Source organism: Ruegeria sp. AD91A (assembly GCF_003443535.1).
GTDB lineage: Bacteria > Pseudomonadota > Alphaproteobacteria > Rhodobacterales > Rhodobacteraceae > Ruegeria.
Window position 1 is genome coordinate 2,559,787 of record NZ_CP031946.1, and the last position, 24,261, is coordinate 2,584,047.

At 59.8% G+C, this 24,261-nt stretch carries 23 protein-coding genes and 3 pseudogenes; 5 read left to right on the forward strand and 21 right to left on the reverse strand.

Translation table 11 applies throughout. The features are described 5' to 3' along the window. Positions 1 to 3: 3 nt before the first annotated feature. A complete protein-coding gene (locus D1823_RS12820) occupies positions 4 to 1,623 on the reverse strand; it encodes a hypothetical protein (RefSeq protein ID WP_117870593.1) in 1,620 nt (539 codons plus the stop codon). Between the two features lie 32 nt (positions 1,624 to 1,655). Beyond that, a complete protein-coding gene (locus tag D1823_RS12825) occupies positions 1,656 to 1,967 on the reverse strand; it encodes a hypothetical protein (protein ID WP_117870595.1) in 312 nt (103 codons plus the stop codon). A 68-nt stretch (positions 1,968 to 2,035) separates the two neighbouring features. On the opposite strand from D1823_RS12825, the gene D1823_RS12830 reads away from it, so the two are divergent. Next, complete coding sequence (locus D1823_RS12830; RefSeq protein WP_117870597.1) at positions 2,036 to 2,977, forward strand: hypothetical protein; 942 nt, start codon at positions 2,036 to 2,038, stop codon at positions 2,975 to 2,977. A gap of 7 nt (positions 2,978 to 2,984) precedes the next feature. Here D1823_RS12830 and D1823_RS12835 read toward each other — a convergent pair whose 3' ends face one another. Further along, entirely contained in the window at positions 2,985 to 4,232 is a 1,248-nt protein-coding gene (locus D1823_RS12835; protein ID WP_117870599.1) for a hypothetical protein, read from the reverse strand. Between the two features lie 144 nt (positions 4,233 to 4,376). Beyond that, positions 4,377 to 6,359: a hypothetical protein gene (locus tag D1823_RS12840; protein ID WP_117870601.1), complete on the reverse strand. Its 1,983-nt coding sequence runs from the start codon at positions 6,357 to 6,359 to the stop codon at positions 4,377 to 4,379. Between the two features lie 640 nt (positions 6,360 to 6,999). Between D1823_RS12840 and D1823_RS12845 the strand changes: the two genes are divergently transcribed. Together D1823_RS12845 and D1823_RS12850 are read left to right on the forward strand one after the other, a co-directional pair. After that, a complete protein-coding gene (locus D1823_RS12845; RefSeq protein ID WP_254683729.1) occupies positions 7,000 to 7,488 on the forward strand; it encodes a GFA family protein in 489 nt (162 codons plus the stop codon). A 217-nt stretch (positions 7,489 to 7,705) separates the two neighbouring features. Beyond that, entirely contained in the window at positions 7,706 to 7,930 is a 225-nt protein-coding gene (locus D1823_RS12850; protein WP_117870606.1) for a hypothetical protein, read from the forward strand. Here the strand turns inward: D1823_RS12850 and D1823_RS12855 are convergent. From D1823_RS12855 to D1823_RS22235, 5 genes are all read right to left on the reverse strand, one after another. Further along, positions 7,927 to 8,280, reverse strand: a complete 354-nt coding sequence (locus tag D1823_RS12855; RefSeq protein ID WP_117870608.1) for a hypothetical protein — start codon at positions 8,278 to 8,280, stop codon at positions 7,927 to 7,929. The two genes, D1823_RS12850 and D1823_RS12855, sit on opposite strands and share 4 nt — an antisense overlap. 228 nt (positions 8,281 to 8,508) lie before the next feature. After that, positions 8,509 to 8,709 carry a glutathione S-transferase N-terminal domain-containing protein gene (locus D1823_RS12860; protein WP_254683730.1) on the reverse strand — a complete coding sequence of 67 codons (201 nt, stop codon included), beginning with the start codon at positions 8,707 to 8,709 and terminating at the stop codon, positions 8,509 to 8,511. Positions 8,710 to 8,737: 28 nt separating this feature from the next. Next, entirely contained in the window at positions 8,738 to 9,097 is a 360-nt protein-coding gene (locus D1823_RS12865) for a cupredoxin family copper-binding protein (protein ID WP_117870610.1), read from the reverse strand. Further along, positions 9,085 to 9,612 (reverse strand): DUF4142 domain-containing protein, encoded by a 528-nt coding sequence (locus tag D1823_RS12870; RefSeq protein WP_117870612.1) that lies wholly within the window; start codon positions 9,610 to 9,612, stop codon positions 9,085 to 9,087. The genes D1823_RS12865 and D1823_RS12870 overlap by 13 nt, the downstream gene beginning before the upstream one ends. A 125-nt stretch (positions 9,613 to 9,737) precedes the next feature. Further along, positions 9,738 to 9,869: a hypothetical protein gene (locus D1823_RS22235; RefSeq protein ID WP_256369648.1), complete on the reverse strand. Its 132-nt coding sequence runs from the start codon at positions 9,867 to 9,869 to the stop codon at positions 9,738 to 9,740. Positions 9,870 to 10,029: 160 nt separating this feature from the next. Here D1823_RS22235 and D1823_RS12880 point away from each other — a divergent pair. Then, a pseudogene (locus D1823_RS12880) lies at positions 10,030 to 10,185 on the forward strand (DUF2924 domain-containing protein); the annotation flags it as partial. A 16-nt stretch (positions 10,186 to 10,201) separates the two neighbouring features. On the opposite strand, the pseudogene D1823_RS22115 reads toward D1823_RS12880, so the two are convergent. Next, positions 10,202 to 10,357, reverse strand: a pseudogene (locus D1823_RS22115) (IS3 family transposase); the annotation flags it as partial. Between the two features lie 105 nt (positions 10,358 to 10,462). On the opposite strand from D1823_RS22115, the pseudogene D1823_RS12885 reads away from it, so the two are divergent. After that, positions 10,463 to 10,654: pseudogene (locus D1823_RS12885) on the forward strand (integrase core domain-containing protein); the annotation flags it as partial. Positions 10,655 to 10,746: 92 nt separating this feature from the next. Here the strand turns inward: D1823_RS12885 and D1823_RS12890 are convergent. From D1823_RS12890 to D1823_RS12945, 11 genes are all read right to left on the reverse strand, one after another. Next, positions 10,747 to 11,712, reverse strand: a complete 966-nt coding sequence (locus D1823_RS12890) for an ornithine cyclodeaminase family protein (protein ID WP_117870616.1) — start codon at positions 11,710 to 11,712, stop codon at positions 10,747 to 10,749. Between the two features lie 9 nt (positions 11,713 to 11,721). Further along, positions 11,722 to 12,891, reverse strand: coding sequence for an aminotransferase class I/II-fold pyridoxal phosphate-dependent enzyme (locus D1823_RS12895; RefSeq protein ID WP_205511830.1), 1,170 nt, complete (start codon positions 12,889 to 12,891; stop codon positions 11,722 to 11,724). Positions 12,892 to 12,906: 15 nt separating this feature from the next. Then, positions 12,907 to 13,743 carry an NAD(P)-dependent oxidoreductase gene (locus D1823_RS12900; RefSeq protein WP_117870618.1) on the reverse strand — a complete coding sequence of 279 codons (837 nt, stop codon included), beginning with the start codon at positions 13,741 to 13,743 and terminating at the stop codon, positions 12,907 to 12,909. Next, positions 13,743 to 14,519 (reverse strand): aminotransferase class I/II-fold pyridoxal phosphate-dependent enzyme, encoded by a 777-nt coding sequence (locus D1823_RS12905; RefSeq protein WP_117870621.1) that lies wholly within the window; start codon positions 14,517 to 14,519, stop codon positions 13,743 to 13,745. Before D1823_RS12905 ends, D1823_RS12900 begins: the two co-directional genes overlap by 1 nt. After that, positions 14,516 to 15,289, reverse strand: a complete 774-nt coding sequence (locus D1823_RS12910) for an HpcH/HpaI aldolase/citrate lyase family protein (protein ID WP_117870623.1) — start codon at positions 15,287 to 15,289, stop codon at positions 14,516 to 14,518. Before D1823_RS12910 ends, D1823_RS12905 begins: the two co-directional genes overlap by 4 nt. Continuing rightward, on the reverse strand, positions 15,289 to 16,506 hold the full coding sequence (locus D1823_RS12915; RefSeq protein ID WP_117870625.1) for an FAD-binding oxidoreductase: 1,218 nt from the start codon (positions 16,504 to 16,506) through the stop codon (positions 15,289 to 15,291). The genes D1823_RS12910 and D1823_RS12915 overlap by 1 nt, the downstream gene beginning before the upstream one ends. Continuing rightward, on the reverse strand, positions 16,506 to 18,215 hold the full coding sequence (locus D1823_RS12920; protein WP_117870627.1) for a hydantoinase B/oxoprolinase family protein: 1,710 nt from the start codon (positions 18,213 to 18,215) through the stop codon (positions 16,506 to 16,508). Before D1823_RS12920 ends, D1823_RS12915 begins: the two co-directional genes overlap by 1 nt. A gap of 11 nt (positions 18,216 to 18,226) precedes the next feature. Continuing rightward, complete coding sequence (locus D1823_RS12925; protein WP_117870630.1) at positions 18,227 to 20,305, reverse strand: hydantoinase/oxoprolinase family protein; 2,079 nt, start codon at positions 20,303 to 20,305, stop codon at positions 18,227 to 18,229. Between the two features lie 122 nt (positions 20,306 to 20,427). Beyond that, the gene (locus tag D1823_RS12930; protein WP_117870632.1) at positions 20,428 to 21,342 is read right to left on the reverse strand and encodes a LysR family transcriptional regulator; all 915 of its coding nucleotides are present in this window, start codon (positions 21,340 to 21,342) and stop codon (positions 20,428 to 20,430) included. 649 nt (positions 21,343 to 21,991) lie between these two features. Next, a complete protein-coding gene (locus tag D1823_RS12940; protein ID WP_117870636.1) occupies positions 21,992 to 22,255 on the reverse strand; it encodes a hypothetical protein in 264 nt (87 codons plus the stop codon). Between the two features lie 532 nt (positions 22,256 to 22,787). Next, positions 22,788 to 24,176, reverse strand: a complete 1,389-nt coding sequence (locus D1823_RS12945) for a tetratricopeptide repeat protein (protein WP_162896832.1) — start codon at positions 24,174 to 24,176, stop codon at positions 22,788 to 22,790. Positions 24,177 to 24,261 lie beyond the last annotated feature (85 nt).

The window sequence follows — 24,261 nt, forward strand, 5'->3', positions numbered from 1 at the left end:
CCGTCACAGACCAGCCGCCGACAAGAGCCGCACGCCTTCTTCGTAGTGTCGCCTGTTCTTGAAACAGCCGGGCCAGGCCCAGCGCTCGGCGGTAAAGCCCGGCTGCAATTCCAGAATCTGTCGGGCATGTCGACGCGCCAGGGAATGGTTCCCGGCGGCGGCGGACAGCATGCACAGCACGACCCTGGGACGAACGCGTCCGGGGTCAACCCGCAACACGTTATGGGCATGCTGCCACGCGGCCTTGTCCCCGGTTATCATCATTGCAATTGCCAGGTTTGCTTCGATCCAAATAGGGGGATGCGGCGTCAATGCCAGCGCTTTCTTGCAGACCGAAACGCCTTCTTCAGCCCTGTCATCATACACCAACAGGATGCCGTAATATCCCAACAATTCCGGGCTTCCGCTGAAACGTTCCACGACGGCAAGCATCAAGTTGCAAGCCTCTGACGTGTTGCCAGCAACACTGTGGGTGAAGGCATGGAGGGCCGAGCAGTACGGGTCCGTTGGGTACAGATTGCACAGCTTCTTGCATTCGGCCTCTACCATTGCCAGCGCCTCGGTCGGGTTTGCATTCATGCCCAGGCGGATCATGTCCAAATGACAGAAACCGATCGCGACACGTGCCGGAAGGTATCCCGGGTCAAACTCCAGACAGGCGCGATATTGACGGATGGCATCCTGCAACCCGTCTTCTGTTGCCTGACTTTCCAGAATGCGGGCCTTCTGGAACGCCGACCAAGCCTCGGTCGATGTGGCACGACCTGACCAGATTTCTGACCAATACCCGTCGCGCAATCGCAGTTGGAGCGCCTCGACGACCTTCATGGCGATTTCTTCGACCGCGTCGAATGTTTCCTTTGCGCGAAAGCGGAACCGTTGTGTCCACAGGCAAACCTGATCTGCGGTTGACGTCAGTTGAGCGGCCACCCGCAGGCCTTCTGCGCCGACCACACTGCCGCTGAGAACATAGCCTTCAACCGGGCCTTCCTGCCTGCGCGCGTCACGAAGCTCGATCACGTCGGACATTGTGCCCAGAAGAAACATGAGCTCGTCTCGTATGGAGGATGCAGCGATGCTGATATCCGGCGTTTCCCCGACAACTTCAAAAGGCTCTACAACAACCGCTGGACGCAAACGCCCCCAATGCACCGGCAAACCGCGGCCCGCCAGAACCGGACCGTCTGACTCTGTATCGATGTCCCAATAAGCCTGCCGCTCAACCGTCAGCCATGCCTCGAACTCGGGGTCGGCAACGTCCAACCCTTCCAGCAACTCAGCGCGGTCTGAACTGAGCTGCTCGTCAAACAGATCAACCTCGACTGCTGCCAGATTGATCGACACCGTTTCACGGGTTACTTCAAGAAAATCAAGTTTATGCTTGGAAAAGTGTTTGCTGAGAACACTAAGCTCTTTGCGCAACGACGCCGCGCCTTGTGCGGGCGAACTCTCGCTCCAGAGCTTGTCCTGCAACCAAGCCCTGCTGCGTATCGCGTTTTTCGACAGGAGCACCAAAGCAAGAAGAGCTTTCGCTTTGGTGCCCCGAGGCGTTACATCCTGACCGTCGTCGCAAATAATCTGAAACGGTCCGGTCAAAAAAACCTTGGTTCTTGCCTCAGTCACTAACGGCCCTCAAAAGCGTTCGGGGGTTGTCGTTAACCGCTGCATCCAAAAATGACGATACCGCCCATCGCTTCATAGGCAAGTTTGCAGCACCATGACTCGTGATCGGGGTTCGGATCCGGCTTTTTGTCACTCAGGTCCGGAACAACGATATGAACCAGATCCTTGGTGTCATAGACAAACCTGACCTCTGGGTTACCACTGTCCGCCAGGATTTCTTGAATTTTGCGTTCCGCCGCATCCTGATCATCTTGCGACCCAAGTGCACGACCGCGCGCGGCATTCAGAACTTCACACCCCAAGTCTTTCAATGAATAATTCGGGTTGATTATCAAACGAGCCATGTAAAATCTCCTTCTCAAACAACAATGCCCATTTGTATACCCCGTTACATGCTTATCCGGAAACGAAAATGACCGACACGTTGATTGAACGCGCTGAAACTGCTCGGCTAATTTCCGAACCCTCGTTTGCCGAATTCCCCAAGGGTGCGCCAATCCACGCGGCTTTTCGCTTGATCGAGCTGCGCAACGGGACTCTGCCCCCCAAGGGCGGGATGGGCCATCGCGTGTCTTTCGGCACCGGCCGCACACCGGAGGAGGCGGCGCGGCTGGCCGGGTTTGAGGCGATTGAGCGCTATGCCTTGCAATACAGTACCGAAGCACCACAAACCTGCGAAAGCCTGATCGCGTCGGATGGTGCATCCCATGGGATGTCAACCGAAGCGCTTGCACTGGGTGTTCCGGGCAGCGACGGAACGGTCACTTCGAAAGGTGCCGCTGCCGGTCCAACACACGAAGCCGCCGCCCTTTGGGCGGCGCTGGAGTGTTTGGAACACGCTCTTGGATCACACGGATTTGACCATCTGGTGCCGGAGACTGCACTGCCCCACGATTTGACGCAGTGGCTGAATGTTCAACTGCGGCAACTGAGCATTCACACCCTCGAAGTCCCGGGCATCGGCCTTCTGCTGCGCGCGGTTTGCGCAGACGCGGATGGCGGCAGGCCCACCTATGGATCGGCGCTTTCCGCAAATCTGGCGCAGGGCGTCTGGCACGCAGCATCCGAGGCGGTGGTGTCCTGGCGCAACATGGTGATGCTTGATCATAACGGCGTGACGGATCACGGCATGGATGCCGAGCAGGTACGTTTATTCCGGCTTTATCGCGGCGCGCTAAATGACCGGCCCACGGCTCCGACAGAGTTGTTCGACGTTCAGGCGTGGAAGACCCCGAACCCGTCGCTGACGACTGTATTAACGGCCGCAAGCTGTGCATTCGGTCGTCCGGTTGCGATTTTTGATATGACGGCACCTGAAATCCCGCTGCCAGTGGTCAAAGCCGTGCCAGTCTGAGCACCTGTCAGGATCCGTCTTTACGAAAGCGCGTCGTGTTGCGGTTGGTCCCTGCTTCGCAACGATCCGCGAATTCCGAGAGCTGCCTGCAACGCTGGGTCTCGGGCAAGCCGCAGACAAACCGTCCCGGGTCAACATGCGGGATTTCAACAAATTCGACACGGGTGATCACGCGTGGTTTGGCGGCAACTGTGATCATGGGTCCAACCTCGATCAGACTGGCGAGTGTATAGCCCGAGACCGGGCGCGCCGATGTGCCTGTTCCCAGCATAATATCGTCGAGAAACCGGGGATCATCGTCGGCAGGCCCGAAGTCAAGGCGCATGGGCATTCCAGGTGCGCCGCGCCGGAACCGGACCCAGTCCAGAGGCACCTTGTGCTCGCCCAAGAACAGTTCTGACGTTTGGAACGCCCGAAAATAAAGCCCAAGCGGATCAGAGAACGCCATTGCCTTGCCTGTAGGTGGCTTACCACCTTTTCCCACGGCCAGTTCGAGCGTATCGCTCGCCAAACAGACCCCGGCATGCCGGCAGTACAGATCTTTCCGGTTCGCGAAATCAAGCACTTCTTCGGGTCGGGCACGCCGCCTGCTATCGCCATTCTTAACGACGTAAGGGAACGAGAATAAGTGCATGGCCTGGATCAGATCGGTCAAACTGTTCGTATCCTTGGCCAGAAACAAAACATGCTGGATATTCAATGGATGTTCCGGCGGATGCGCGTAATCCGTACCCACCAGCCTTTTGTGAAAACGGGCCGCGCGCTCGGAAACATCCATCGAAGTCCATACCGACTGTGAGACTTCAAAAAGGTCCTTGCAGGAGTAGAAGCGCCCGGACGCCGACGCGACCACCGACAGGAAGTGATCGAGATCGAAGACCGCCATGGTTCGCCACCATTCCATCAACTCGGTGGTGGCCACAAAACGCTTCGGGCGCATTCTGCCGCCGGCATCGGGTCGCATTACCAGCGCGTATTCAAGGTATTCGTTGTGCAGTTCAACCCTGCTGGACCAGCCTTGGTCTGACAGGCGAGCTGCCAGTTCATCGCCCAGACAATCCCGCGGCTCTCGTGGACTGGCGCGCCATCTGAACCGATTCGATGGCTGGCCCGCCTCGATGTCACGCGGATCCATGACCAGAAACGGGCTGACGCCTTGCCTTTCAAAAGTGTTCTGAATGCTTGAATTCCACGCTGACAGGGCAGCGTCGTTCGCGCGTTGATCGGCAAGTCCAGGCGATTGGAATACAGACATCAACGAACACCGTTGGGCATCAGAAATACAAGAATGGAAAGTCAGAGGCCTATGCCCGCGAGGTTTCATTTCCAATGGGAGGGTCCCGGCGGGTGACGAATACGGGAGCATCATGAAAAACGACCTGTCATGGGGCGGGCACCTTCATCCTGCCCAGCCCGCCTGTTCAGGCAAATGACGGGTCCACCAAAGTTCAGGCGTACTGTTCGCGATATGAATTTCACTACCGGAGGAGCGACCGCTGACGATGCTGAGGCGATCTCCATCAAACGTTTCGAGCGACATTTTCGCGGTGCCCCGGAAGTTCGCCATATGCTCGGCCAAAATGCCGACGGCAACGCGTTCACCCATTCGGACACTGTCGAAGTAGTCGCTGTAGAAATGAACCCCTGCAAAACTGCGCCCGATCGCGATATTCGCAGCCAATTTGTTCAGTTCGCCATTCAGCGTCAGTTTCTCTGAGCTGTCGTCTAGTCGCTCAGAATCAATCAGTGTTTTGCCGCCTGCAGCCGGAACAAAAACGCGCGGCATACCCGCCTCGGCCAAAGACACCCGGGACCCGTCCAGCGCATGGGTCCGGAAAAACCCCTTGAGCAATGTGACGCACGCCCCGGCAACTGCCCCATGCGCCGCGCCGTAGGACGGGTGCATCGGTGAGCCTTCTGGATACGCAATTGGCAACAGCAAGTTGCAATCGATTTTCGGCAGCCCATTATGAGACACCGCGTTGTGCGCGAACCGCCTGATGGACGGTGCAGCGGCAATGGCGTCCATCAGACTGAAGTCTTCGCTGGCGACGCTTTCCAATTTCTCCAGATGCGCTGCGGCAAACGGCTCGGCTGTTCCAAGCACCGCGCCATGACCATTCGCCACCAGAGTAGCAATATTGCCTAGCTTTTCAGGGCGGGCACGGTTGTGCACCTGAAAGGTCTGGCGTCGCACGGCCCGCAACGCCCTGGTCGCAGTTTCCGCCAGCATTGACAGCACATGGGTCCCGCCCCAATCAGCCTTGGCACCATTCGCGCAGGAATGCCCGCCCTCAGGCAGACCGTCATCTGCGTCAACACCTCGGCCCAACATCAACAGGCAAGCGTTGAAAAAAGCCTGATAGATCGTGTCAAAATGTACATAGGTTGCAAGGTCACGCGGCGTTTCAATGAATTTCGGGCCACTCGTCTCAAAGGCTTGTTCGCCGGCTGTGTCTGCCCCGTTCTGAACATCCAGCCATTCGGCCCAGTCCCGCAAATAATCCACGCCAACAGCCTGAGGAGCAACCCTTTGGTCAAGCCGCAATGCACCAAATGGCATTGCCCCTGATGCCGTTGTTTTTGCCAACCGCTGCCCTTGCGCATGCGCTTGGTCTGACGTCAGCGTGTCATGCCCCTGTAAAAGGAACTGCGACACGTATGGCCCTTCCAAGCAGCCTTGGCTCGAGCCGCGGAACAAGGTTCGGGAAGACAGACCCTGGCCATCTCGAACCCGGCGTGCCGAAGGTACTTTACCGATCTCGGCGCCGTTGGCGTCCTTTGGACAACCGTCTTCACGGAACCACTCCAACTTGCCAAGGGCGCCTACCACTTTGTCGGATACCTCGGCACCCTCTCGAATGGTTTCAAACGGCACATCCCGCAAATAGGCCATCGCATAGAGTTCAGCCATTTCTGCCGCAAGTTCATCTGATCCAAGCCTGGGTGCCGGAGCGATACCCAAAACGCCGGCATCCAAACCATTCAGACCCAACCGGTGACCCAGGATTGGCCCTTCCCACGCACGCCATCTAAATTCACCACCCTCTGATGGCGTGGTGCGGAAGGGCCCGGAATAGGCTGGAGTATCAAACAGCGTCAGCCTGTTTCCATAATTGTCGGTGCAGGTAGGGTCAGCCACTTCTTCCAGAAATTCGGTATAAACCTGCGCGTCAACAATACCATTTTCGTCATGCCGCAAGCCCTTCGAAAAGCTCGTGGGCCAGATCCCGGCAAACAAATCTGTTTCGCCGTTATGTTCTTCGGCCGCCCTCTCTCGGATTCCAACCGGCGCGTTCGAATGACACCGATCCCGGCCCAATCCTTGGATACGCGTCTCGAGGCCCTGCCAGGGTTCAGATGGAACAGTATGTTGCGGCATGTTGTTCTCCCGATCTACCGAACAACGATTCGCATGAAGCCGTTACCGGATCGTGACCGGTAATTCGGAAAGGGTTTTTCTTGTTCTGAAACACCTTGAGACGGTCTTACGATTAAGGGGACTCGCGGCACAGAGACTACGCGCGACCGTTGCCCTCTAATCTTTCGGGAAGACGCAATACCTAGTGCAAATCGGCATCAAGGGCTCTGACAGCTTCGACCTGCACGCACCGACAGAATGAAAAAGAATGCTGAGTGTCGGAGCGGACGGGACCAGAGTCGAACGTTCTCTGGCTGATAAGTCACTGTTATCGTTTGTTTGGATTCACTTGTAGGGGCCAATTGGAGAGGAAGCGACTGTCGAACCAATCAGACCTTCAACGATCCACGACAATTCTGTCGCATGGCCGGAGCGGTCCTGCCCTGGAGCCAAATCAAACTTTCGGGCGTATTCCCCGAGAACTGAGCAGAACTCCAAAATTCGACCGCGAATGTGATCTCGGACCTCTTTGCCTTCGCGCTGGCGGAGCTCGAAGGTGAAACGACTTGTCGTAAATCCCATGGCACACGAGAATTGGCAGAAAGGAAGAAGCCCGGGGAAAATAACGGGCAAGACACTTCGGCGGCAAAAGGAGAAGATGATGACCAGACAGGAAGGGGGCTGCCTTTGCGGCAGCATTCGCTATGCGGTATCGGCACCGCCAAGCCGAGTCACGTTCTGCCACTGCCGGTTCTGCCAGAAGGCGACCGGCTCGGCCTACATGGTCGAACCGATTTTCGACGAGGCGGCGCTGGAGATCCTGACCGGGACGCCCAAGGTCTATGACCAGGTCTCGGCCGGGTCGGGCAAGACCGTCCATATCCATTTCTGCGCCGATTGCGGCACAAGGCTGTGGCTGAGTTTCGAACGCTTCCCCGGCGCGATCGGCATCTATGCCGGCACGTTCGATTACCCCTGCTGGTTCCCGATCGAACCGGAAACGTCCAAGCACATCTTCCTTGGTGTCGCCCGTGTCGACACGGTCATCCCGCCCGGCCTGCCGACCTTTGTCGAACATGCGATGACGAATGACGGTGAACCGCAGAACGCGACGATATTCGAGACCTGCCATTTCATCGGCAGCCATTGATCAGCCCCATCGCCTCGACAGGCGAGGCGCGCCTTCCGGCAGCGGGTGACGCGATGCGAAGCCTGCTCTATACCTCCGGGTCCCCCGTCGCGCGTGGCGTGCGGATCCTGCTTGACGAACTCGGGCTCGACTATGACCGCAACTAGGCGCTTTCGGCCCCCCGGGGCCGACGATCCGGCCTCGGCGCCCACCCTGCAGGTGCCCATCCTTCGGGACGGTGCAGTCACGCGTTTTGGAAAACGGGCTGATCGCCGAATACCTGCTGCAAACCTATCCTGAAAGACCGGCGGCAACTCCGCCACTGGCCGCTCTGGCCTACCGGCCCAAGCCCCTCTGGCGCGACAAGATGATCCTGGCCACCATCCAGACCTTCGGCACCGCGGCAACGACAATTTCCCAGATGACCTGGCCGGGGTTCGGGTCAGCGACAACAGCCACCTAGCGCGATCGGCCGAAAAGCTCCATCACATTCTGGCAAGGCTCGAGAAGCAGATCGGCGCGCGCGCCGAGGGTTTCCTGCCCGGAAGTGTCTCTATCCAGGGCATCTTTCTTGCCGCTCATGTCCATTTCATTCAGGCACGGCCGCTGGACATCGCCGTCGGGCTCGAAAGGTTCGCCAAGATCGCGGCCCTGCTGGACCGGCTCGACGAGCGAGAAAGCTTCGAGGCCAATCCCGTCTGGTGGTGGACACCCGTCGTAACCGGATACGAGCCCGACGGCACACCGGTTTTGGGCGACAGCGTCTGCCCCGAAGGATGCGGCGCCGGCCCGCATCCGAAGCGGCTTGTGCATCACTCCACAGGGGGCAGGCGTTCTGATCCGAGCCGAGTTGCCGCAGGGTCCGAACGAGGGATCGCGCCTGGCCGCGAGGGCGGCGAGTGACATTATGACAAGATTAACTGTCTGTCTTTAAACAGAATTTCAGAAAGGACGTTCCCGCACATTGAACCGGGTCGCATGCCCGCGCGCCCAAGCGAGTCAGTGCACCCAGCCTCCTTCGGCTGGGTGGCAGAAGAAATGTCACGTATGGAATGTTCGGTTCCCGGCGCGCAAATTCAAGCGCCTGCCGGGTTTGTCGGCAAGGTCCACAGTCACGCGGTCATAGGCGACGCCCTTTTCCGCCAAGGCTATAGCGATGCGCTGGACATATGGGCAGAGCGCATGGCCGACCAGCGTCAGGTTTTCGGTCATGATAGCAGCCCCGTGATTCAACCGGTTCATGGCAGCTTACCTGCATGAACCGGGTTTTTCAGTGGTTGGAATCGGGTCGGACGACCACCTTGCCCTGCATCTGCGGGTGAAAGGTGCAGAGGTAAGGGTGTTCGCCCGGCTGGTCGAAGGTGATCGCGGCGCGGGTGTCGCGCGTCATCTCGCCGGTGTCCCAGGAGCTGTCGGCCGCTGTGGCGGTGTGGGGTGCTGGATCGTCATTGATCCAGACAACGGTGTCGCCCATCGCGATCTCGACCAGTGCCGGTTCGAACGCAAATCGGGAAATGCGGACCTCGACCTCGTGTGGGCCGTCGTGGGCTAGCACGCGTGGGGCCGACCCGGCCAGGGCGAGGGCACAGCCCAGGCCCCGGCCAAAGTCACGTCGCGTCAGCCGATGCATGACAGACTCGCAACCATCCGTTCGGCGTGCTGCTCATGCACACGGAAGGTGACAAGCGCATCCTCTAGCAATGCCTTCAGGGGTTCGACCGTGACCGTCGGGATGAAGCTTTCGGCGACGGTTTGGTTGACGACCTGATGATAGCCCAGCTCGTTCGTCGCATAGGCGCAATCGAAGGCCTTCCCGCTGAGCGCCATCAGCTCCGCACGCTTGGCCTCGGCACCCTCTACAAGAGCTTGGGAAAGGGCGTTGTCCAGCGGGGTCACGTTCAGTTCGGCGATCAGCGCGCCCGCAGCCTCGTTCACCGCCGAATGGTCACGGATCATCGTCTGCGCAAACTCTCGCACCGACTCGTTCTCGGAAATCGCCAGCGCCAAATGGGCATAGCGGATGTCGAGGCCGCCGGCGGTGTAGGCGGTGTGGGCGATCTCGAGGTCGTTCATCGGCTCCGCGGCATGGGCAGCGAGACCGCCGCTGGCAAGGGCAAGGCCGAGGGCAAGGGTCATAGTCTTCATCGGTCATTCTCCGTTTCGTGGTTTCGGTTCCTCCGATCTGCCCGAGGATCTCCGGCGTTTGAATGCTTCCAAGTCCGCATTCCATGCTCGATCGTCCGAAGAACTGGACAATCATGGAAACCATGTTAGACCTGCTCATCTATAACTTCACCCGCTTGTCGCTGCTCGGCACGCTCTAGTTCCGCACCAGCTTCACCGATCCCCAGGGGGTGCGCGTGCCGGCCTTCCGCGACGTGGCGCGCTTTCATTTCGCGCATCGGGTCGAGGCTCTGGTGCGGGTGGCGGGGCTCCCAGTACCGGCGCATCTGGCTCAAGGCGACCTGACCGCGCTCAAGATGTCCGACCCCCGCAATACGCCGAGCCGAGCTATCCGGCCGGCGAATGACGTCATGCAACTCCAACTCGACGGAGAATTACATGACCAATCAAGATCCTATTCCCGCCCGCGTGGCCGCACTCAAAACCAAGTCCACGCCAGACATGAAGCAACAATGGCGCGAATTGTTCGACAGCGAGCCGCCGCCATTCAATCGTCGCTATTTCGAGAGCCGACTGGCGCACCGCGGACAAGATCCATGCCCTTGTCCTAAAGATAACTTGCCAGATCAGCCGCCACGTACGACGAGCCGTTGTCGCTGAGCAGCCTCCTATTGTGCACACCGGTAGCGCTGTTGCGGCCTGAAGCGTCCTATGCCAACTCCAGCGTGTCGGTGACATCGCTCGCCTTCATCGTTGTGCAAAGCTTCTGCTTTTGAACTAAGATTTCCACAGGAACTACGGCTTCATGCGGATCCTGCGCACCGTCTTCTACGTGTGCGAGGAACTGCCTCTACCCTCGGGTTCGGACGGGCATGCCCGCCATCTGATTGCGGCATCGCGCGACGACTACAACCAATACCGCCCGCATTCGAGCCTGAGTGGGTTGACACCAAGGGAATATGCTAACCGGTCCGCCGTGGGCCAAAACCCGAACAGAGCTAACCAGTCAACGCGGCCTCTTTGGGGAGCGGGTCATTTCTCGCGCATCTTTCGAGGTACGTGACGAAGGTTGCGCCCAATCAGAAGTGAGCCGATTGGACCCAGGCTGCGCCGCCGGGAAGCAGCGCGCGCATCCAGCATATAGCTGAGAGACCCTTATGGCTCACCAAGGCTTGATGTAACAGCCGAGGCAATTGCCAGGTCCTGGACCCCAAGCCCTGTCAGATCCACGACGGAAAGGCTCGCGTCAGCAAAATTTGCCCCCTCCGCCTTGCCCGCAAGAATGTCGCAAAGGGACAGGTCTGCCATATCTGAAACGCACCCGGCGCGCACGGCGGCGCCGAAATCGCCGTGATGCAGACATTGCGCGTGATTGTCTGTGGCGATGATGGCGGCGCGCGCCAATACCTCGGGGGCCAGTTCGATCTTGCCGGGACTGTCGGCACCCACCGCAACGATATGGAGCCTGTCCGTCAGATCATCCGCGTGAAGCACCGGCGATGTGGCCGGGGTCGTGGTCACGACAATATCCGCAGCATGGCAGAGATCGCGCCCGGTGGATGCGACCGAGACGGTAAAGCCCTTCTCTTCCATGTCAGCGACATAGGTGCGCATGCTCTCGGGAGAGCGCCCTTTCACGATCAGGCGCGAGATTCCGGTCTCGGTACGGATCGCCTCGGCTTGCAGGCGGGCCTGTGTGCCGGTTCCAACGATACCCAGCGTGGCCTCTCGTTCTGCCGGCTTCAGCGCGGCCGCCAGTGCGCCGGCTGCTGCCGTGCGCATCTGGGTCAACCAGCCCTCGTCCTGCAGGATCGCAACAGGGCGGCCAGTTTCCGAAGACAGGACCAGAACCAGACCATCATTCACCGGCAAGCCCCGGTACGGGTTCCGGTAGAACCCGGTGGCAAGCTTGACGACGAACCACGGCCGGCCTTTGGCCTGGGCCCCCTTGATGTGGCAATCGCCAAGCAGCTCGCCAACCGCTCCCGGAAACAGGAACTGCATCGGCTCGGGCTGGTCGATCAGCCCGTTTGCCATGTCGATGAACCCTTGTCGCACCGCCGCAATGGCAGCGGGCATGTCGATCAGTTCTCGCAATTCGTCCAGTGCCACAATCCTCATGATGCTGCCTCAGGCCCGGAAATCGGCGTAGTGGGTTTCGAAATGCGCACGCATCGCGGCCAAACCGTCTTCGAACACCTGTTCGCGGCCGAAACCGATGCGGAAATGGTTCTGCGGGATCTCGGTCAGCTCCGAAGCATAGATCGCGCCGGGCAATAGAAGCACACCGCTTTCTTCCAGCAGTTTGCAGCAAAACGCATCGCCCCCTTCCGGCCCGACAAAGCGCGGAAAGGCCACGCACCCGCCCAGGGGGCGCGTCCATTCGATCAAGCCCGGGAAATCGGCGAAGAGCCGTTCCAGCGCCACAACGTTTCGGGACAGAAGCGCGTGGTTGCGCGCAAGGATCCGCTCGCGCGCCTTCAGCGCGATCAGGGCCAGCACCTCAGAGGGGCCGGAATTGCAGATCGACAGGTAGTGCTTGTAGCGTTCGACCCGTTGCAGCAAGTCGCTGTCCTGCGCCGCGATCCAGCCGATGCGCAGGCCCGGCAGGCCATAGGCCTTGGACATCACATTGAGCGAAATACCGCGTTCGTAGATATCGGCGATTTGAGGCATCCGGTCGGCGGGGTCGAGTTCGACGCCGCGATAGACCTCGTCGCTCAGGATCCAGATGCCATGCTCGCGGGCAAGGTCGATCAGTGCCTGAAGATCGTCGCGCGGCATCAGCATGCCGGTCGGGTTGTGCGGAAAGTTCAGCGATAGCAGCCGCGTGTTCGGGCGGATCGCGGCGCGGATGTCATCAAGATCAACCCGCCAGCCGCCTTTCATCTGCGTCCGGTGCATGGGCACGCCAGTGGCGTCGCAGACCGACAGCGGAATGGTCTCGGCGCTCTGGTAGTTCGGGGTCGGCACGATGGCATGGGACGCGCCATCCAGCAGAACCTTGGACACCGCGTAAAGCCCCTCGCCCGCGCCCGCGAGGCACAGGATATTCTCGGCCGCCAGTCCGTCATAGGTTGCCGCGATTTCCGCCCGCAGGGTCGGCGCCCCCCATGTCTCGGTATAGCCGAGCCAGAGCTTTTCATAGGCGTCCCGATCTTCGGGTGTGGCAAGCGCCAACAGGTCCGGCACCGACATGCTTTCCAGGTCCGAGGCCGTCATGTGGTGGCGGGCGGTGAATTCCCATTCCGAGAAGAACACTTCCAGGCCGAAATCGCGCATCGGGCGGGGTGCCGTCATCGAGTGGTCCTTCCTTCAGGTCTTTTTCGTATCGTCCACGATTTTCATCGTGGCAAGGCCGCTATTGCCCAATTCCACCGCCGCGAATGGTCCGCCGTGGCACGTGTTACCGGGGTCGCGCGGGTCCAGCGGAGGCGTCTCAGCCAGGATCTGTTCGGCGAATTGCTCGGCATTGTCCTTCGGGCGATAGCCAAGGAAGCTGGCCTTGCTGTTGTCCACCGGGCAGCGGTCGTTGTTGGAAACCCCGTAAACAACGGCGAACCCGGTCACTGGTGTTTCGATGCTGCGCTGCACCAGCTGGATCAGGTCATCATAGGACAGCCAAGACCCAAGCGCGCGGGCACTGGTGACCTGCGCACAGGAGAGGATGCGCATATGCACGCTTTCCAGCCCGCGCTTGTCCCAGTAAAGCGATCCCAGATCCTCGGCGAAACACTTGGCCAGCCCGTAAAAGGTATCGGGGCGATGGCGAACCTCGGTGTCGATGAAATCGGTCTTGGGGTGCATTCCGACAGCGTGGATGGAACTGCCATAGACCACCCGCCGCAATCCGTTGCGCGCCGCGGCCTCCCAGATGTTGTAGGCGCCGATGAAATTCGGCCCCAAAAGCTTCTCGAACGGCCCTTCGTCCGCATAGGCGCCCATATGCACGACCATGTCGGCGCCTTCCAGCGCGCGCATCATGTCGTCAAGGCTGGCAAGATCCGCCTTAGCATAGGTTTCGCCGTCATAAAGCGTGCCGATATCGTCCGCGATGTCGGTCGAGACAAGCTGGTCGCACATCATGGTCAGCGGTTCGCGCAAGTAAGAGCCAAGCCGCCCGGCGGCACCTGTCAGGACGAGTTTCTTCATCAGTTGGATTCCTTTTCAAGTTGGGCTACCGCTGACGCAATGCCGGTCATAGCATAGGTCTTGGAAACGCCGTTTACCGTCAGCGTGCGGTCCTTGAGGTCCGAGTTGATCGCAGCGAAAGAGCGGAACTTGCGCCCGTTGAACAGGATGTGTTCATCGATTTCGTCCGACAGGATCATCACCTGCGGATGGTCGGCCAGCACCACGCCCAAGCTGCGCAGATCGTCGTCGGAGTAAACGGCGCCGGCCGGGTTGGAGGGCAGGTTCAGTATGATCCAGCGCGTGCGCGCCGTGATGGCGCGGACAAGGTCTCCGGGTTGTAACCGAAACCTGTTTTCGGCCACGCAAGGGATCGTGACGGGCCTGCCGCCAAGGATCAGAACGATATCCTTGTATTGGCCGAAATAGGGCGCGCAGAGCAGGACCTCGTCGCCGTCCTCCAGCGTGGCCCTCATCGCGTTGAAGATCACCTGCTTGGCGCCGTTGGCGACGATGAACTCGTCAACGCCATGGGCGAGATCTTTCTCACGACGCAGCTTGTCGGCCACCGCCTTGCGTAGTGCCAGCGTGCCGCTGGTGGGCGGGTATTTCGTCTGTCCAGCCATGTCAGCAGCATGGGCGGCGTGCTTGATGTGTTCGGGCGTGTCGAAATCCCGCTCGCCGAGCCCGAGGTCAATCACGTCCTCGCCGCGCGAACGGGCCTCATTCGCCGCCTGACTGACCCAGGCTGACGCCGAAGGCTTGACCGGATCCAGCCGCGACGACAGCGCGATCATGCCATGCCTCCGCGCACCTGCGCCAGCAGCGCGTCGGCGCCGCGGGCCAGGATCGAGGCATCGGTGCCGCAGGCCACAAATGTAAAGCCCTCGTTCAAAAGCTCGGTTGCAAAGCCCGGGTCCAACACCAGCGTTCCGACCGGCACGCCCTTGGCGATCAGCTTTTGCGCCGCCGGTTTGATCAGCGCCCAGACCTCGGGGTCCATCGGCTTGCCAAGCTTGCCGATGTCGGCCGCGATATCCGCCGGGCCGAAGAAGATGCCCGAGACGCCATCGACATCGGCAATCGCCTCGGCCTGTTCAACGGCCGCACGGGTTTCCAGCTGCAGCAGCACCGCCGTTTCCGCCTCGACGCGCGCCGTATAGTCGCTAATCCGCCCGAACTTGGTCGCCCGCGTCGCGCCAGAGACACCACGGGTCCCGTTGGGCGGATAGCGCGTGGCGGCCACCGCGCGGCGCGCTTCCTCGACCGTCTGGATCATCGGAAACAAGAGCCCCGGCGCGCCCAGATCCAGTAGCCGCTTGACCGCCACCGGGTCGTTCCATTCGACACGCACGATGGCGGTTGTGTCGCTGGCGGCAAAAGCCTGAAGCTGCCCCAGAGTGCTGAAATAGTCGTTCGGGCTGTGTTCCATGTCGATCAGCGCCCAGTCATAGCCCGCGGGCGCTACGACCTCGGCCGAAAAATTGCTGGCAAGGCTGATCCACAGGCCGACCTGTTTGCGCCCCGCCGTGAGCGCCGCTGTAAAGGGATTGGCGGCAAGCTGCATCAGATGATGGCCTTTTCAATGATCGGGCAGTGGTTGGGGATGCGCTCGAAGTTGAAGGGCGTCAGGTCAAGCGCCCGATAGCCGCCATAGGTGATCCATTCCGCCGTACCGCGCCCCATCGCAGGGGATTGTTGCAGCCCGTGGCCGGAGAATCCGTTGAGGAAGAGGAAGTTCTCCACCTTCGTGTGCGGCCCCAAGATTGCGTTGTGATCGAAGGTGTTCATGGCGTAATGCCCGGCCCATTCGGATTGCACCTTGATCGCCTCAAACTGCGGGATTCGGGTGGCAAGGATCGGCCAGACGTGGTTTTCCCACAGCGAGAAATCCATCGCGAAATCGTCGTAGTCCACCGCCGGGTCGATCTCGGAATGGCCGCCGCACTGATAGGTGCCGCCGCCGTTTTCGCGCACATGCACGCCGGATGGGTCGATGGTCAGCGGCAGATCCATCTCCAGCGGCTGTTCGGCCTTGAAAATCCAGGAATAGCGCTTGCGCGGCTCCACCGGGGTCTCGATGCCGGCCATGGCTGCGGTGCGCGCCGCTCTCGGGCCCGAGGCGTTGACCACATGGCCGCAGGCAATTACCTCGCCCGATTTCAGCGTGACGCTGCCCACACGCGTGCCGGCGGGGTTGAGCGTCATCGCCACGACCTCGTTCTTGACATATTCCACGCCGCGTTCGCGCGAGGACCGTCGCCACCAGTCGAACACGGCCGACCCGTCCCAGAAGCCCTCGTCCACCGTGTTGATCGAGCCCAGCACGATGTCATCGACATTGTAGAAGGGATAGGCGGCCCTGATCTGGTCGGGCGTCATCAACTGCGTGCCTGCCCCCGCCGCGACCTGAACCTTGTGGCTTTCACGCAGGACATTGGCGAAGGCGTCATTGTCGGCCAGATACATGTAGCCGAAATTGCGGATGCTGAGTTCCGGCACCCGTTCGTCACCGCCCATGTAGCTGCGCAGGTTCTTGACAAAATCCGCCGCGAACTGGCTGATCCGCACGTTGAGCTCGGCCGAGAACTGCTGGCGCATGCAGCTGTTGGTGTGGGCTGTTGAGCAGGCCTGGTAGGTCGTGTCGCGTTCCACCACCAGAACCGAGCCGTCGAAATCCTTGTTGTCGCTTAGAAACCAGGCGGTCGAGGCCCCCATGATCGCCCCGCCGACAATCACTACGTCATACTGGGCCTGTTTCGGGCTTTGCGTTTGTCCGGCCATCAGGCGATCTCCCCTTTTGCGACGGCATCCTCGACCGCCTTGATGTCATCGGCCGTCAGGCCGTAATCCCGCGCTGCGGTTTCCGCCGAGATGTATCCCCGCGCCAGATCGCGCAGGACCATATCCCGTGGCCGCTCGGCAGGGTAGCCATAGCCCGCGCCACCCGGGAAAGCCATCACGACGCGGCGCCCGTGGGGCACGAACTGCTTACCCTTGCCGCGCATCGGCGTGCCATCGTCCAGCGCGATGGTGGTGCAGGCCCCGGCCATGCCCCCGCGCCGCCCGCGCGCGGGATGTTCGACCCGATCGAACATCGCCTGGATGTCGAACTCGTGGCCTTCCATTGCGCCGACCTCCATGTATTGGCCCAGCCCGCCACGCGCCTTGCCCGCACCGCCGCTGTCGGGGCGTAGCTCCTTGCGCCAAATGATCACGGGCCCCGCGTGTTCCGTTGCCTCGATCGGCATGGTCATCACGCCCGAAGGGAAGGCGGTTGCATTAAGCCCGTCCAGCTCAGGCCGCGCGCCGGAGCCACCGGAATTGAAGGTCAGCACCTCGGCGCGCCGTGCGTCGACTAGAGTCGGCGCGTCAGAGCGCGGGCGCAGCGAGACTTGAAAATTACACAGGCATCCAGCCCCTTCGGCAGGCACCAGACCCGGCACGATCTTGTCGAATGCGTCATAGACCGTGTCCGGCACGAAGTGACCGACGATGTGGCGCAGCGCGACGGGTGCGGGGTGCAGCGCGTTGACGATGGTGTTTTCCGGGGCCGTGATCTCGAACGGGGCCAATGAGGCTGCGTTGTTGGGGATCGAGGGCGCAATGGCGACCTTCAGCGCATAACACGCATAGGCCTTGGCATAGACCAGCGGGCAGTTGATGCCCTTCTTGTCGAGCCCTGAGGAGCCGGTGAAATCCGACACGATGCGGTCTTCGTGCACCGTGACGCGGACTTTCAGCGTGATCGGCGCGTCGAACCCGTCCACCGTCATTTCGCCTTCGGCGGATTTTCGTGGCAGGGCGGCAATGGCTTCCAGCGTGGCGCGGCGCGAGTTTTCAAGGATGAACGCCGCGATGCCATCCAGATCATCCAGATCGAACTCGGTCATCATGTCTATCAGGCGGCGGTGGCCGATCTCGTTGCAGGTGGCCAGCGCGTAGATGTCGCCGATCAGCTGGTCGGGTTCGCGCACATTGCCGCGAATGATCCGCACCAGCGTTTCGTCCACCTCGCCCCGCTCGGCGAATTTCATGATCGGGATATAAAGCCCTTCTTCATAGACGCTGGCCGCGTCCGCTCCGAAGCCGCGCCCACCGATATCGACGATATGCGCGGTGCAGGCGAAGAACCCTACCGGCACGCCGTTGTGGAACGACGGCGTGACCATGGTGATGTCGTGCAGGTGGCCGGTGCCCTCCCACGGGTCGTTGGTGATGTAGACATCGCCCTCGAATATGTTCTGCCGCCCGATGCGGCGGATGAAATGCGCCACGGCGTCAGCCATCGCGTTGACATGCCCCGGGGTGCCGGTGACGGCCTGCGCCAGCATGTTGCCGTGGGTGTCATAGACCCCGGCGGACAGGTCGCCGGCCTCCCGGACGGAGGTCGAAAAGGCCGTGCGCACCAGCGCCTGCGCCTGTTCCTCGACCACCGAGATCAGCCGGTTCCACATGACCTGATAGGCGACCTTTGAATGTTGCTTTGTCATGTCGGCGCTCCTTACCCCTTGGTCACGACGTCGATGCAGCCGTCGGGCTGGCAGATCGCGTCGCGGCTTGCGGGAACGATGATGGTGGTTTCGGCCTCGGTCACGGCGGCGGGGCCGTTGGCGCGCTGGCCGGTCTGCATGGTCACCCGGTTGATAACCTGGGCCTCGACGAAGGCCCCGGACGCGGCATCGAACACCCGGCGCTGGCCTTGCGCGACGGCGGTGCTTTCGCCGGCCGATGCGGCCACAGGCGCGACGGCTTCAGGCGGTGTGGTCGCATTGACCGACCAGACGGTGATCTCGACATCCAGACCCGCGACCGTGCGGCCGAAGAGCTTGGCATAGTCCTCTTCGAAGCGTGCCAGGAAGGTGGCAGCATCGGGATTAATGGCCTGTTCTTCCGTCAGCGCGATGGGAATTTCCCAGCCCTGTCCGGCATACCGCATGTAGACCTTGAATTCCGAAAGGATCTCCGAGGTCTCGTCGCAAGTCCGCACGAAGCCCGTGACCTCGGATTTCAGCTCTGTCAGCAGCGCTTTGATCCGCGCGGGGTCAAAACCGCTGAGTTTCATGTAGACCGAGCGGTTGGCCTCGTAGCTGTAGGGCGCGCGCAGGAACCCGATGGCCGAACCGACCCCGGCACCGGGCGGCACGATCAGGCGGTCGACACCGAGCTTTTCGCACAAACGCCCGGCATGGAGCGGCGCCGCACCGCCAAAGGCTATCATGGTGTATTCCGACAGATCCTCGCCATTCTCGACCGCGTGAACACGGGCCGCGTTGGCCATGTTCTCGTCCACGACCTCGGCCACGCCAAAGGCGGCCTCGATAGTGTCCATCGACAGCGTGTCGCCGACATGGGCGGTCAGCGCCGTTTGCGATTGGTCGGGGTGCAGTTTGATCGCCCCACCAGCGAAATTGTCCGGGTCCAGCTTGCCCAGAACAAGGTCTGCGTCCGTGACCGCAGGCCGCGTGCCACCGCGCCCATAACAGGCCGGGCCGGGTTCGGAGCCCGCGCTCTCGGGCCCGACTCGGATCTGGCGCATGTCGTCCACATGGGCCAACGAACCTCCGCCCGCACCAATCTCCACCATGTCGATCACCGGGATCGAGATCGGCATGCCGGACCCCTTCTTGAACCGGTAGGTCCGCGCGACCTCGAACACACGGCTGGTCTTGGGCGTCTGGTTCTTGATCAGGCAGATCTTGGCGGTCGTGCCGCCCATGTCAAAGCTCAGCACCTTGTCGATGCCATAACGCGCGGCGATATGGGCGGCAAAGACCGCGCCCCCCGCCGGACCGCTTTCCACCAGCCGCACCGGGAAATCGGCGGCGTTCTGAAGCGAGATGATGCCGCCGCCCGAATGCATCAGGAAGACGAGGCAGTTTACGCCTTCGCCGCGCAACCCCTCTTCCAGCCGGCCGAGGTAGGAGGCCATCAGCGGCTTGATATAGGCGTTCGCCACCACCGTGTTGAACCGTTCGTATTCACGCATCTGCGGGCTGACCTCGGACGAGATCGACACCGAGACATGCGGCAGGCGCTCGGTAAGAACCTCGCGCACCATCTGCTCATGCGCCGGGTTCAGGTAGGAATGGATGAGGCCCACCGCGACGCTTTCGAAACCCGCCTCTTCGATCTGCGCGGCCAGCGCCTCGACCTCGGCGCGGTCCAGAGGCACCATGACCTCGCCACGCGCGTTCACCCGTTCATTCACGGTAAACCGGGACTGCCGCGGCAAGAGCGGCTCTGGCAGGGTCAGGTTCAGATCGTATTGCTCGAACCGGCTTTCGGTGCGCATTTCAATCACGTCGCGGAAGCCTTGCGTGGTGATCAGCGCCGTCCTGGCTCCGCGCCGCTCGATCAGCGCGTTGGTGGCCAGCGTAGTGCCGTGGATGATCTGCCCGATCTCACCGGGCGTGATGCCGGCCCTGACGCAGACCTGGTGCATCCCGTCGATGATCGCGTTTTCGGGCGCGGCATAGGTGGTCAGCACCTTGGTGGAAAAGATGTCATCCCCTTTTTCAAGCACGACATCCGTGAACGTTCCCCCAATATCCGCGCCAAGCCGGATCGCACGCCTGTTCATCCCGTGTTTCCTTTCGACCAACCAGAGCAAGCGGGGGCGGGGATCGACCCCGCTCGGCCCTCGGCGCTCAGTCTTAGGGCCTGCTGAGGAAAACGAAAAATTGGAATTTTTTCTTGTTGTGGTTATGTTGTGTTATCCTTGGCCGCCTCGGCCGTCAGCCGGGCGAGTTCGGCGGCATAGCGCACGAACCGCGGCACGCGCCGGTCGTCATAGCGCGCAAAGACCTGCAAGGGGCTGGGCGTCCAGTCGCAGTTGAGTTCGACCAGCCGGCCCTCGGCAACAGCCTCCTGCACGATCGCCCTGGGCAACAGCGCGATGCCCATCCCGTCCACCGCCATCGGCAGGCAGGACGCAAGGCTGCTCGAGTGCACAACCCGATCGCGCGACAGGCCGTTGTGATCGGCAATTTCGGCCAGCTCACGCACGGCCACGGTGTGCCGCGCATGGGTCAGGACAGGATGGGCAAACAGGTCGGCGAGCCCGATATTGCCGCCAATACCTTGTGCCATTTCCGGCGTGGCAACCCAGACGTAGCTGTAACTGCCAAGCGGGATCGTCCCGCGCAATTCGCTGGAAAATGGTGCTGTCTGCAGCGCCAAATCCAGTTGCCCGCTGACAAGGCCACGGTCGATCTCGCGCGAAAGATCAACTTCTAGTTCAACGCTGACCGATGCATAAGACGCCCTGAACGCGCGCAGAAAGTCGTGCAGCCACGTGCAGGCGATCAGCTCTGTTACGCCCAGGCGCATCCGCTCCCTGATCAGATCCCGCCGGTTGGCCTGTTCGAGAAACGCCTCGCCTGCCAAAATCACCTGTCGGGCCGCCTCGACCAGCGTCTCCCCGGTTTTCGTAAGCCGGACCGATCCCGCATCCCGGTGCATCAGAACGACCCCGAGAGACTTCTCCAGCGCCGAAATCCGCGCCGAGACATTCGGCTGTGTTGTTCCTAGTGCCGCCGCCGCCTTCCGAAACGTTCCGGTGTCAACCACCAGGACGAAAGCTTCCAATTGCTTGATGGTGATCCGACTTTTTATCATGCGGCTCTCAAGGATAAGAAAAATCTATCCTCATTTTGGCAGATTGACGCCGGAAGGGGAACGGTTCGGCCCGCTCGCGCGATATGGGGGCTGCGAGGGCTCCTTGATCGCCATGCCAGTCAGCACTGTTTGATGTGTCCATGTGTTGGCGAAGGAGGGATCTTTGAACGTTTCGTGGAACTAGGCGCAGAACTGGTTCCCACACCCTTCAGTGGGACGACGCGTTTGACATAGGTTCTGATACATTGACTGGCGTTAACGACGACGACTACCAACCATTGTTCCCACTAACCGCTAAGCTGGAGAAGCTAACGATAAAAATCGACCGGCCCCAGTTGAGTCAAGCCGACATTCAAAAGCTCGAAGACGCGATGCAAAGAGCAAGCGACCAGTTGGCTCAAAGGGTTGAGAGGTTGCCTACTTGCTGGAGTCGGGCAGTGGAAAACCGGATGGTATATTTGTCCGCTTCGTCCGCAAAGTAGACGTTCAAGCAAGTTGCCGCGAATGGCCGCTTCAAGCCCAAACTCGACCATATTTATCTGGGCGTAAGGCTGTCAGAGCGAGAGACGAAAGTGGGTGCCAGTTCGTTTACAGCACAAGATGTCTCCAAACGCGCCCCCCAATCCCGGTATTGTATGAGCCTTGCGGGTTATCGTAGATCAGAACTAGCTGCTTCAGACTTTTGAAACACCAGCAAGGTCATAAAAACACCGCCAATTAGCATTGTGTGAGCCGCAGCCGTTACGCCAAAAACAAAGTAGCTTCCAACCATGAGCGAAAAGATAGCGCTCCACATCCAGGCCAGCATTTGCATCAGCAAATGGGCGGTGGGAAGGGACTGGTTTTTTAGAGGATTCTTAGTTTCGTTCATTACTGAATCCCACGTTGATTTAACGTCCAATCTATTAGTCATGTTTCTACTCCCATTACCTTTATCAATGACCCAACTGGAAACGCTTAGGCGTCTCTAGAACCCGCGCTGGCGATGAGAAAAGGTATTGGCCGACAACGCGGTCCACAGTGTGTGGTAATACTGGAGATACGTGCCAAAAGCGTTAGCGGACCAATATAGGCTCAGCTCCGCTGAAAAAGATTGAAGCATTTGCTATGCAGCAACGCCCAAACCGTCTTAGCCCCAAGGGCAGTTTTGTCCGCAACTCGGACATAGACCCGATTTTGCTGAACATCCGGTCCTGGTGAAAGCAGACATCGCTCAGCATCGCCCCGATTTCGTCGGCTCGAACGTCTGCTTCTGCCGAAAGTGGACATTCAAGAAAACTACCCGTAGTTCCGCAATGCGGACAAAGCTGCCGTTAGCTACAACAAATTCCGATGACCACTTTCGGCGTACCTTAACACTACCAGGATATGTTCTCCTGAGTTGGCGGTAAAACACACTTTACGCACATGTGCCTGTCTCCAACCATGGCTCGAAAAGGAATATCTTAAAACCGCCATCCCGCTTCTGTTAGGGCTGAAATCACTTCGTCCGATAGATTTGGACTGGAATAAAATGCTGCTAGAACAAGATCTGGCCTGAACTCTGGCCACGACTGTTTCAATTGATTCAAGGTTGCATGTGCCTCTTTGGATTTGCCCAACCTTTGATAGGAAGCCGCCAAAAATACCAAAGACAGTGCACTGACGGGGTCACCATTGTCACTCGCAAATTTCAAAGACGCGATTGCTTCCCTAAAATCACCGATGTGAAAACTGGCAACCGCGTGAATGTTCCTGTGGGCAAACCGATGACTTCCTACCTCTCTGCGGTGGCTTGGGTCGCTGACGTCATACGCTTCTTCAAAGCGACCCATAACCAGTAGTATCACGCCGCGAAAGTCCAGAACGTTTCCGTCATTGGGTCGAAGCGACTGCGCGAGTGCTGAATACTCCAATGCTCTGTCATAGTCGCGGGAAACGTAAGATACCCATGCCATTGCCGATTGGCTCCAACCGTTTGAGGGCGCAATGTCCACAGCTTTCTGAGCCATTTGTCCTGAATTCAGTATCAGCGCGTCACGCTCTTCCTCGTCTCGCGTTAGTAGAGCCTGGGTTCCCAGACTATGGGCCAATCCGGCATATCCACAGTAAAAATCGGGAGCCTCATTTATTGCTATTCTAAATATGTCGCTGGCCAGGATCTGGTTATCGATAGTTGCGATTGGAAAGAGCAGGCCCCGAGCTTGATCGCAGTAGTTTGACGCCTGTACTGCAGCGGGTGATTTAGCGGATAGAGCCTGTCGCTCAAGTGAGCGCGCGGATGTCTTTGGGTTGAGATCAACAACCTGTTCCATGCGCCCGCCCAAGAAGTAAGCAAGAGCAATGATCGCTATGGTGACAGCAGGGATGCCAATCAGCCAGGGTAATCCTGGCCTGAATGGCGTATGATCGACATTGCTCTGAATTGTACCAGAGCGGTCCTCGAACCAAGGCGCGTAGCCGCCGCTATCAATGTGAATGCGCAGATTGTCTCCAGCACCTGCCGTTTCATAGTACTGTTGAAGCTTCCGCCGTAACCGCCCTGCATCCACACGGACAACATTGATGTGGCCGTCATCACTGGCAAAACTCTTGAAGTAGACATCCTGAGCGATCGTTTTGCCAAGAATAGCCTCGGACCTGCCTTCAATGGCCTCTTCAACTACGTAGTTCAAGAAGTTCCGCAGGCGTTCCGCCTTGGCGAACGTGTCACTGGTCAACACGCGTTCCAAGGCTTCCCTTACGCGGGTTGGATGCCGTTCCGGATCAAGTGTCAGATCTTGCTCAGCCATCTCGCAAATCAAGTTTTGCTGTATTTTCAAAACAATACTGCCGCCTGACCAACTGGATGTCACCCTAATTTCACGGTGTTACCCTACCGCGATACGCCTTGTGCCCTCAAGCTCGTGCTCAGAGAGGAACCAAGTGGCCGGACGATGA

Bases quoted from the DNA above. Each gene is read 5' to 3' on its own strand.
- D1823_RS12855 (WP_117870608.1), bottom strand. From the start codon at position 8,280: ATGCACAAGCCGCTTCGGATGCGGGCCGGCGCCGCATCCTTCGGGGCA.
- D1823_RS22235 (WP_256369648.1), bottom strand. From the start codon at position 9,869: ATGCGCGAAATGAAAGCGCGCCACGTCGCGGAAGGCCGGCACGCGCAC.
- D1823_RS12900 (WP_117870618.1), bottom strand. From the start codon at position 13,743: ATGAAGAAACTCGTCCTGACAGGTGCCGCCGGGCGGCTTGGCTCTTAC.
- D1823_RS12865 (WP_117870610.1), bottom strand. From the start codon at position 9,097: ATGCATCGGCTGACGCGACGTGACTTTGGCCGGGGCCTGGGCTGTGCC.
- D1823_RS12920 (WP_117870627.1), bottom strand. From the start codon at position 18,215: ATGACAAAGCAACATTCAAAGGTCGCCTATCAGGTCATGTGGAACCGG.
- D1823_RS12895 (WP_205511830.1), bottom strand. From the start codon at position 12,891: ATGACGGCACCCCGCCCGATGCGCGATTTCGGCCTGGAAGTGTTCTTC.
- D1823_RS12905 (WP_117870621.1), bottom strand. From the start codon at position 14,519: ATGATCGCGCTGTCGTCGCGGCTGGATCCGGTCAAGCCTTCGGCGTCA.
- D1823_RS12930 (WP_117870632.1), bottom strand. From the start codon at position 21,342: ATGATAAAAAGTCGGATCACCATCAAGCAATTGGAAGCTTTCGTCCTG.
- D1823_RS12825 (WP_117870595.1), bottom strand. From the start codon at position 1,967: ATGGCTCGTTTGATAATCAACCCGAATTATTCATTGAAAGACTTGGGG.
- D1823_RS12890 (WP_117870616.1), bottom strand. From the start codon at position 11,712: ATGAGGATTGTGGCACTGGACGAATTGCGAGAACTGATCGACATGCCC.
- D1823_RS12940 (WP_117870636.1), bottom strand. From the start codon at position 22,255: ATGACTAATAGATTGGACGTTAAATCAACGTGGGATTCAGTAATGAAC.
- D1823_RS12845 (WP_254683729.1), top strand. From the start codon at position 7,000: ATGACCAGACAGGAAGGGGGCTGCCTTTGCGGCAGCATTCGCTATGCG.
- D1823_RS12860 (WP_254683730.1), bottom strand. From the start codon at position 8,709: ATGAACCGGTTGAATCACGGGGCTGCTATCATGACCGAAAACCTGACG.
- D1823_RS12840 (WP_117870601.1), bottom strand. From the start codon at position 6,359: ATGCCGCAACATACTGTTCCATCTGAACCCTGGCAGGGCCTCGAGACG.
- D1823_RS12830 (WP_117870597.1), top strand. From the start codon at position 2,036: ATGACCGACACGTTGATTGAACGCGCTGAAACTGCTCGGCTAATTTCC.
- D1823_RS12835 (WP_117870599.1), bottom strand. From the start codon at position 4,232: ATGTCTGTATTCCAATCGCCTGGACTTGCCGATCAACGCGCGAACGAC.
- D1823_RS12925 (WP_117870630.1), bottom strand. From the start codon at position 20,305: ATGAACAGGCGTGCGATCCGGCTTGGCGCGGATATTGGGGGAACGTTC.
- D1823_RS12870 (WP_117870612.1), bottom strand. From the start codon at position 9,612: ATGAAGACTATGACCCTTGCCCTCGGCCTTGCCCTTGCCAGCGGCGGT.
- D1823_RS12910 (WP_117870623.1), bottom strand. From the start codon at position 15,289: ATGCAGCTTGCCGCCAATCCCTTTACAGCGGCGCTCACGGCGGGGCGC.
- D1823_RS12915 (WP_117870625.1), bottom strand. From the start codon at position 16,506: ATGGCCGGACAAACGCAAAGCCCGAAACAGGCCCAGTATGACGTAGTG.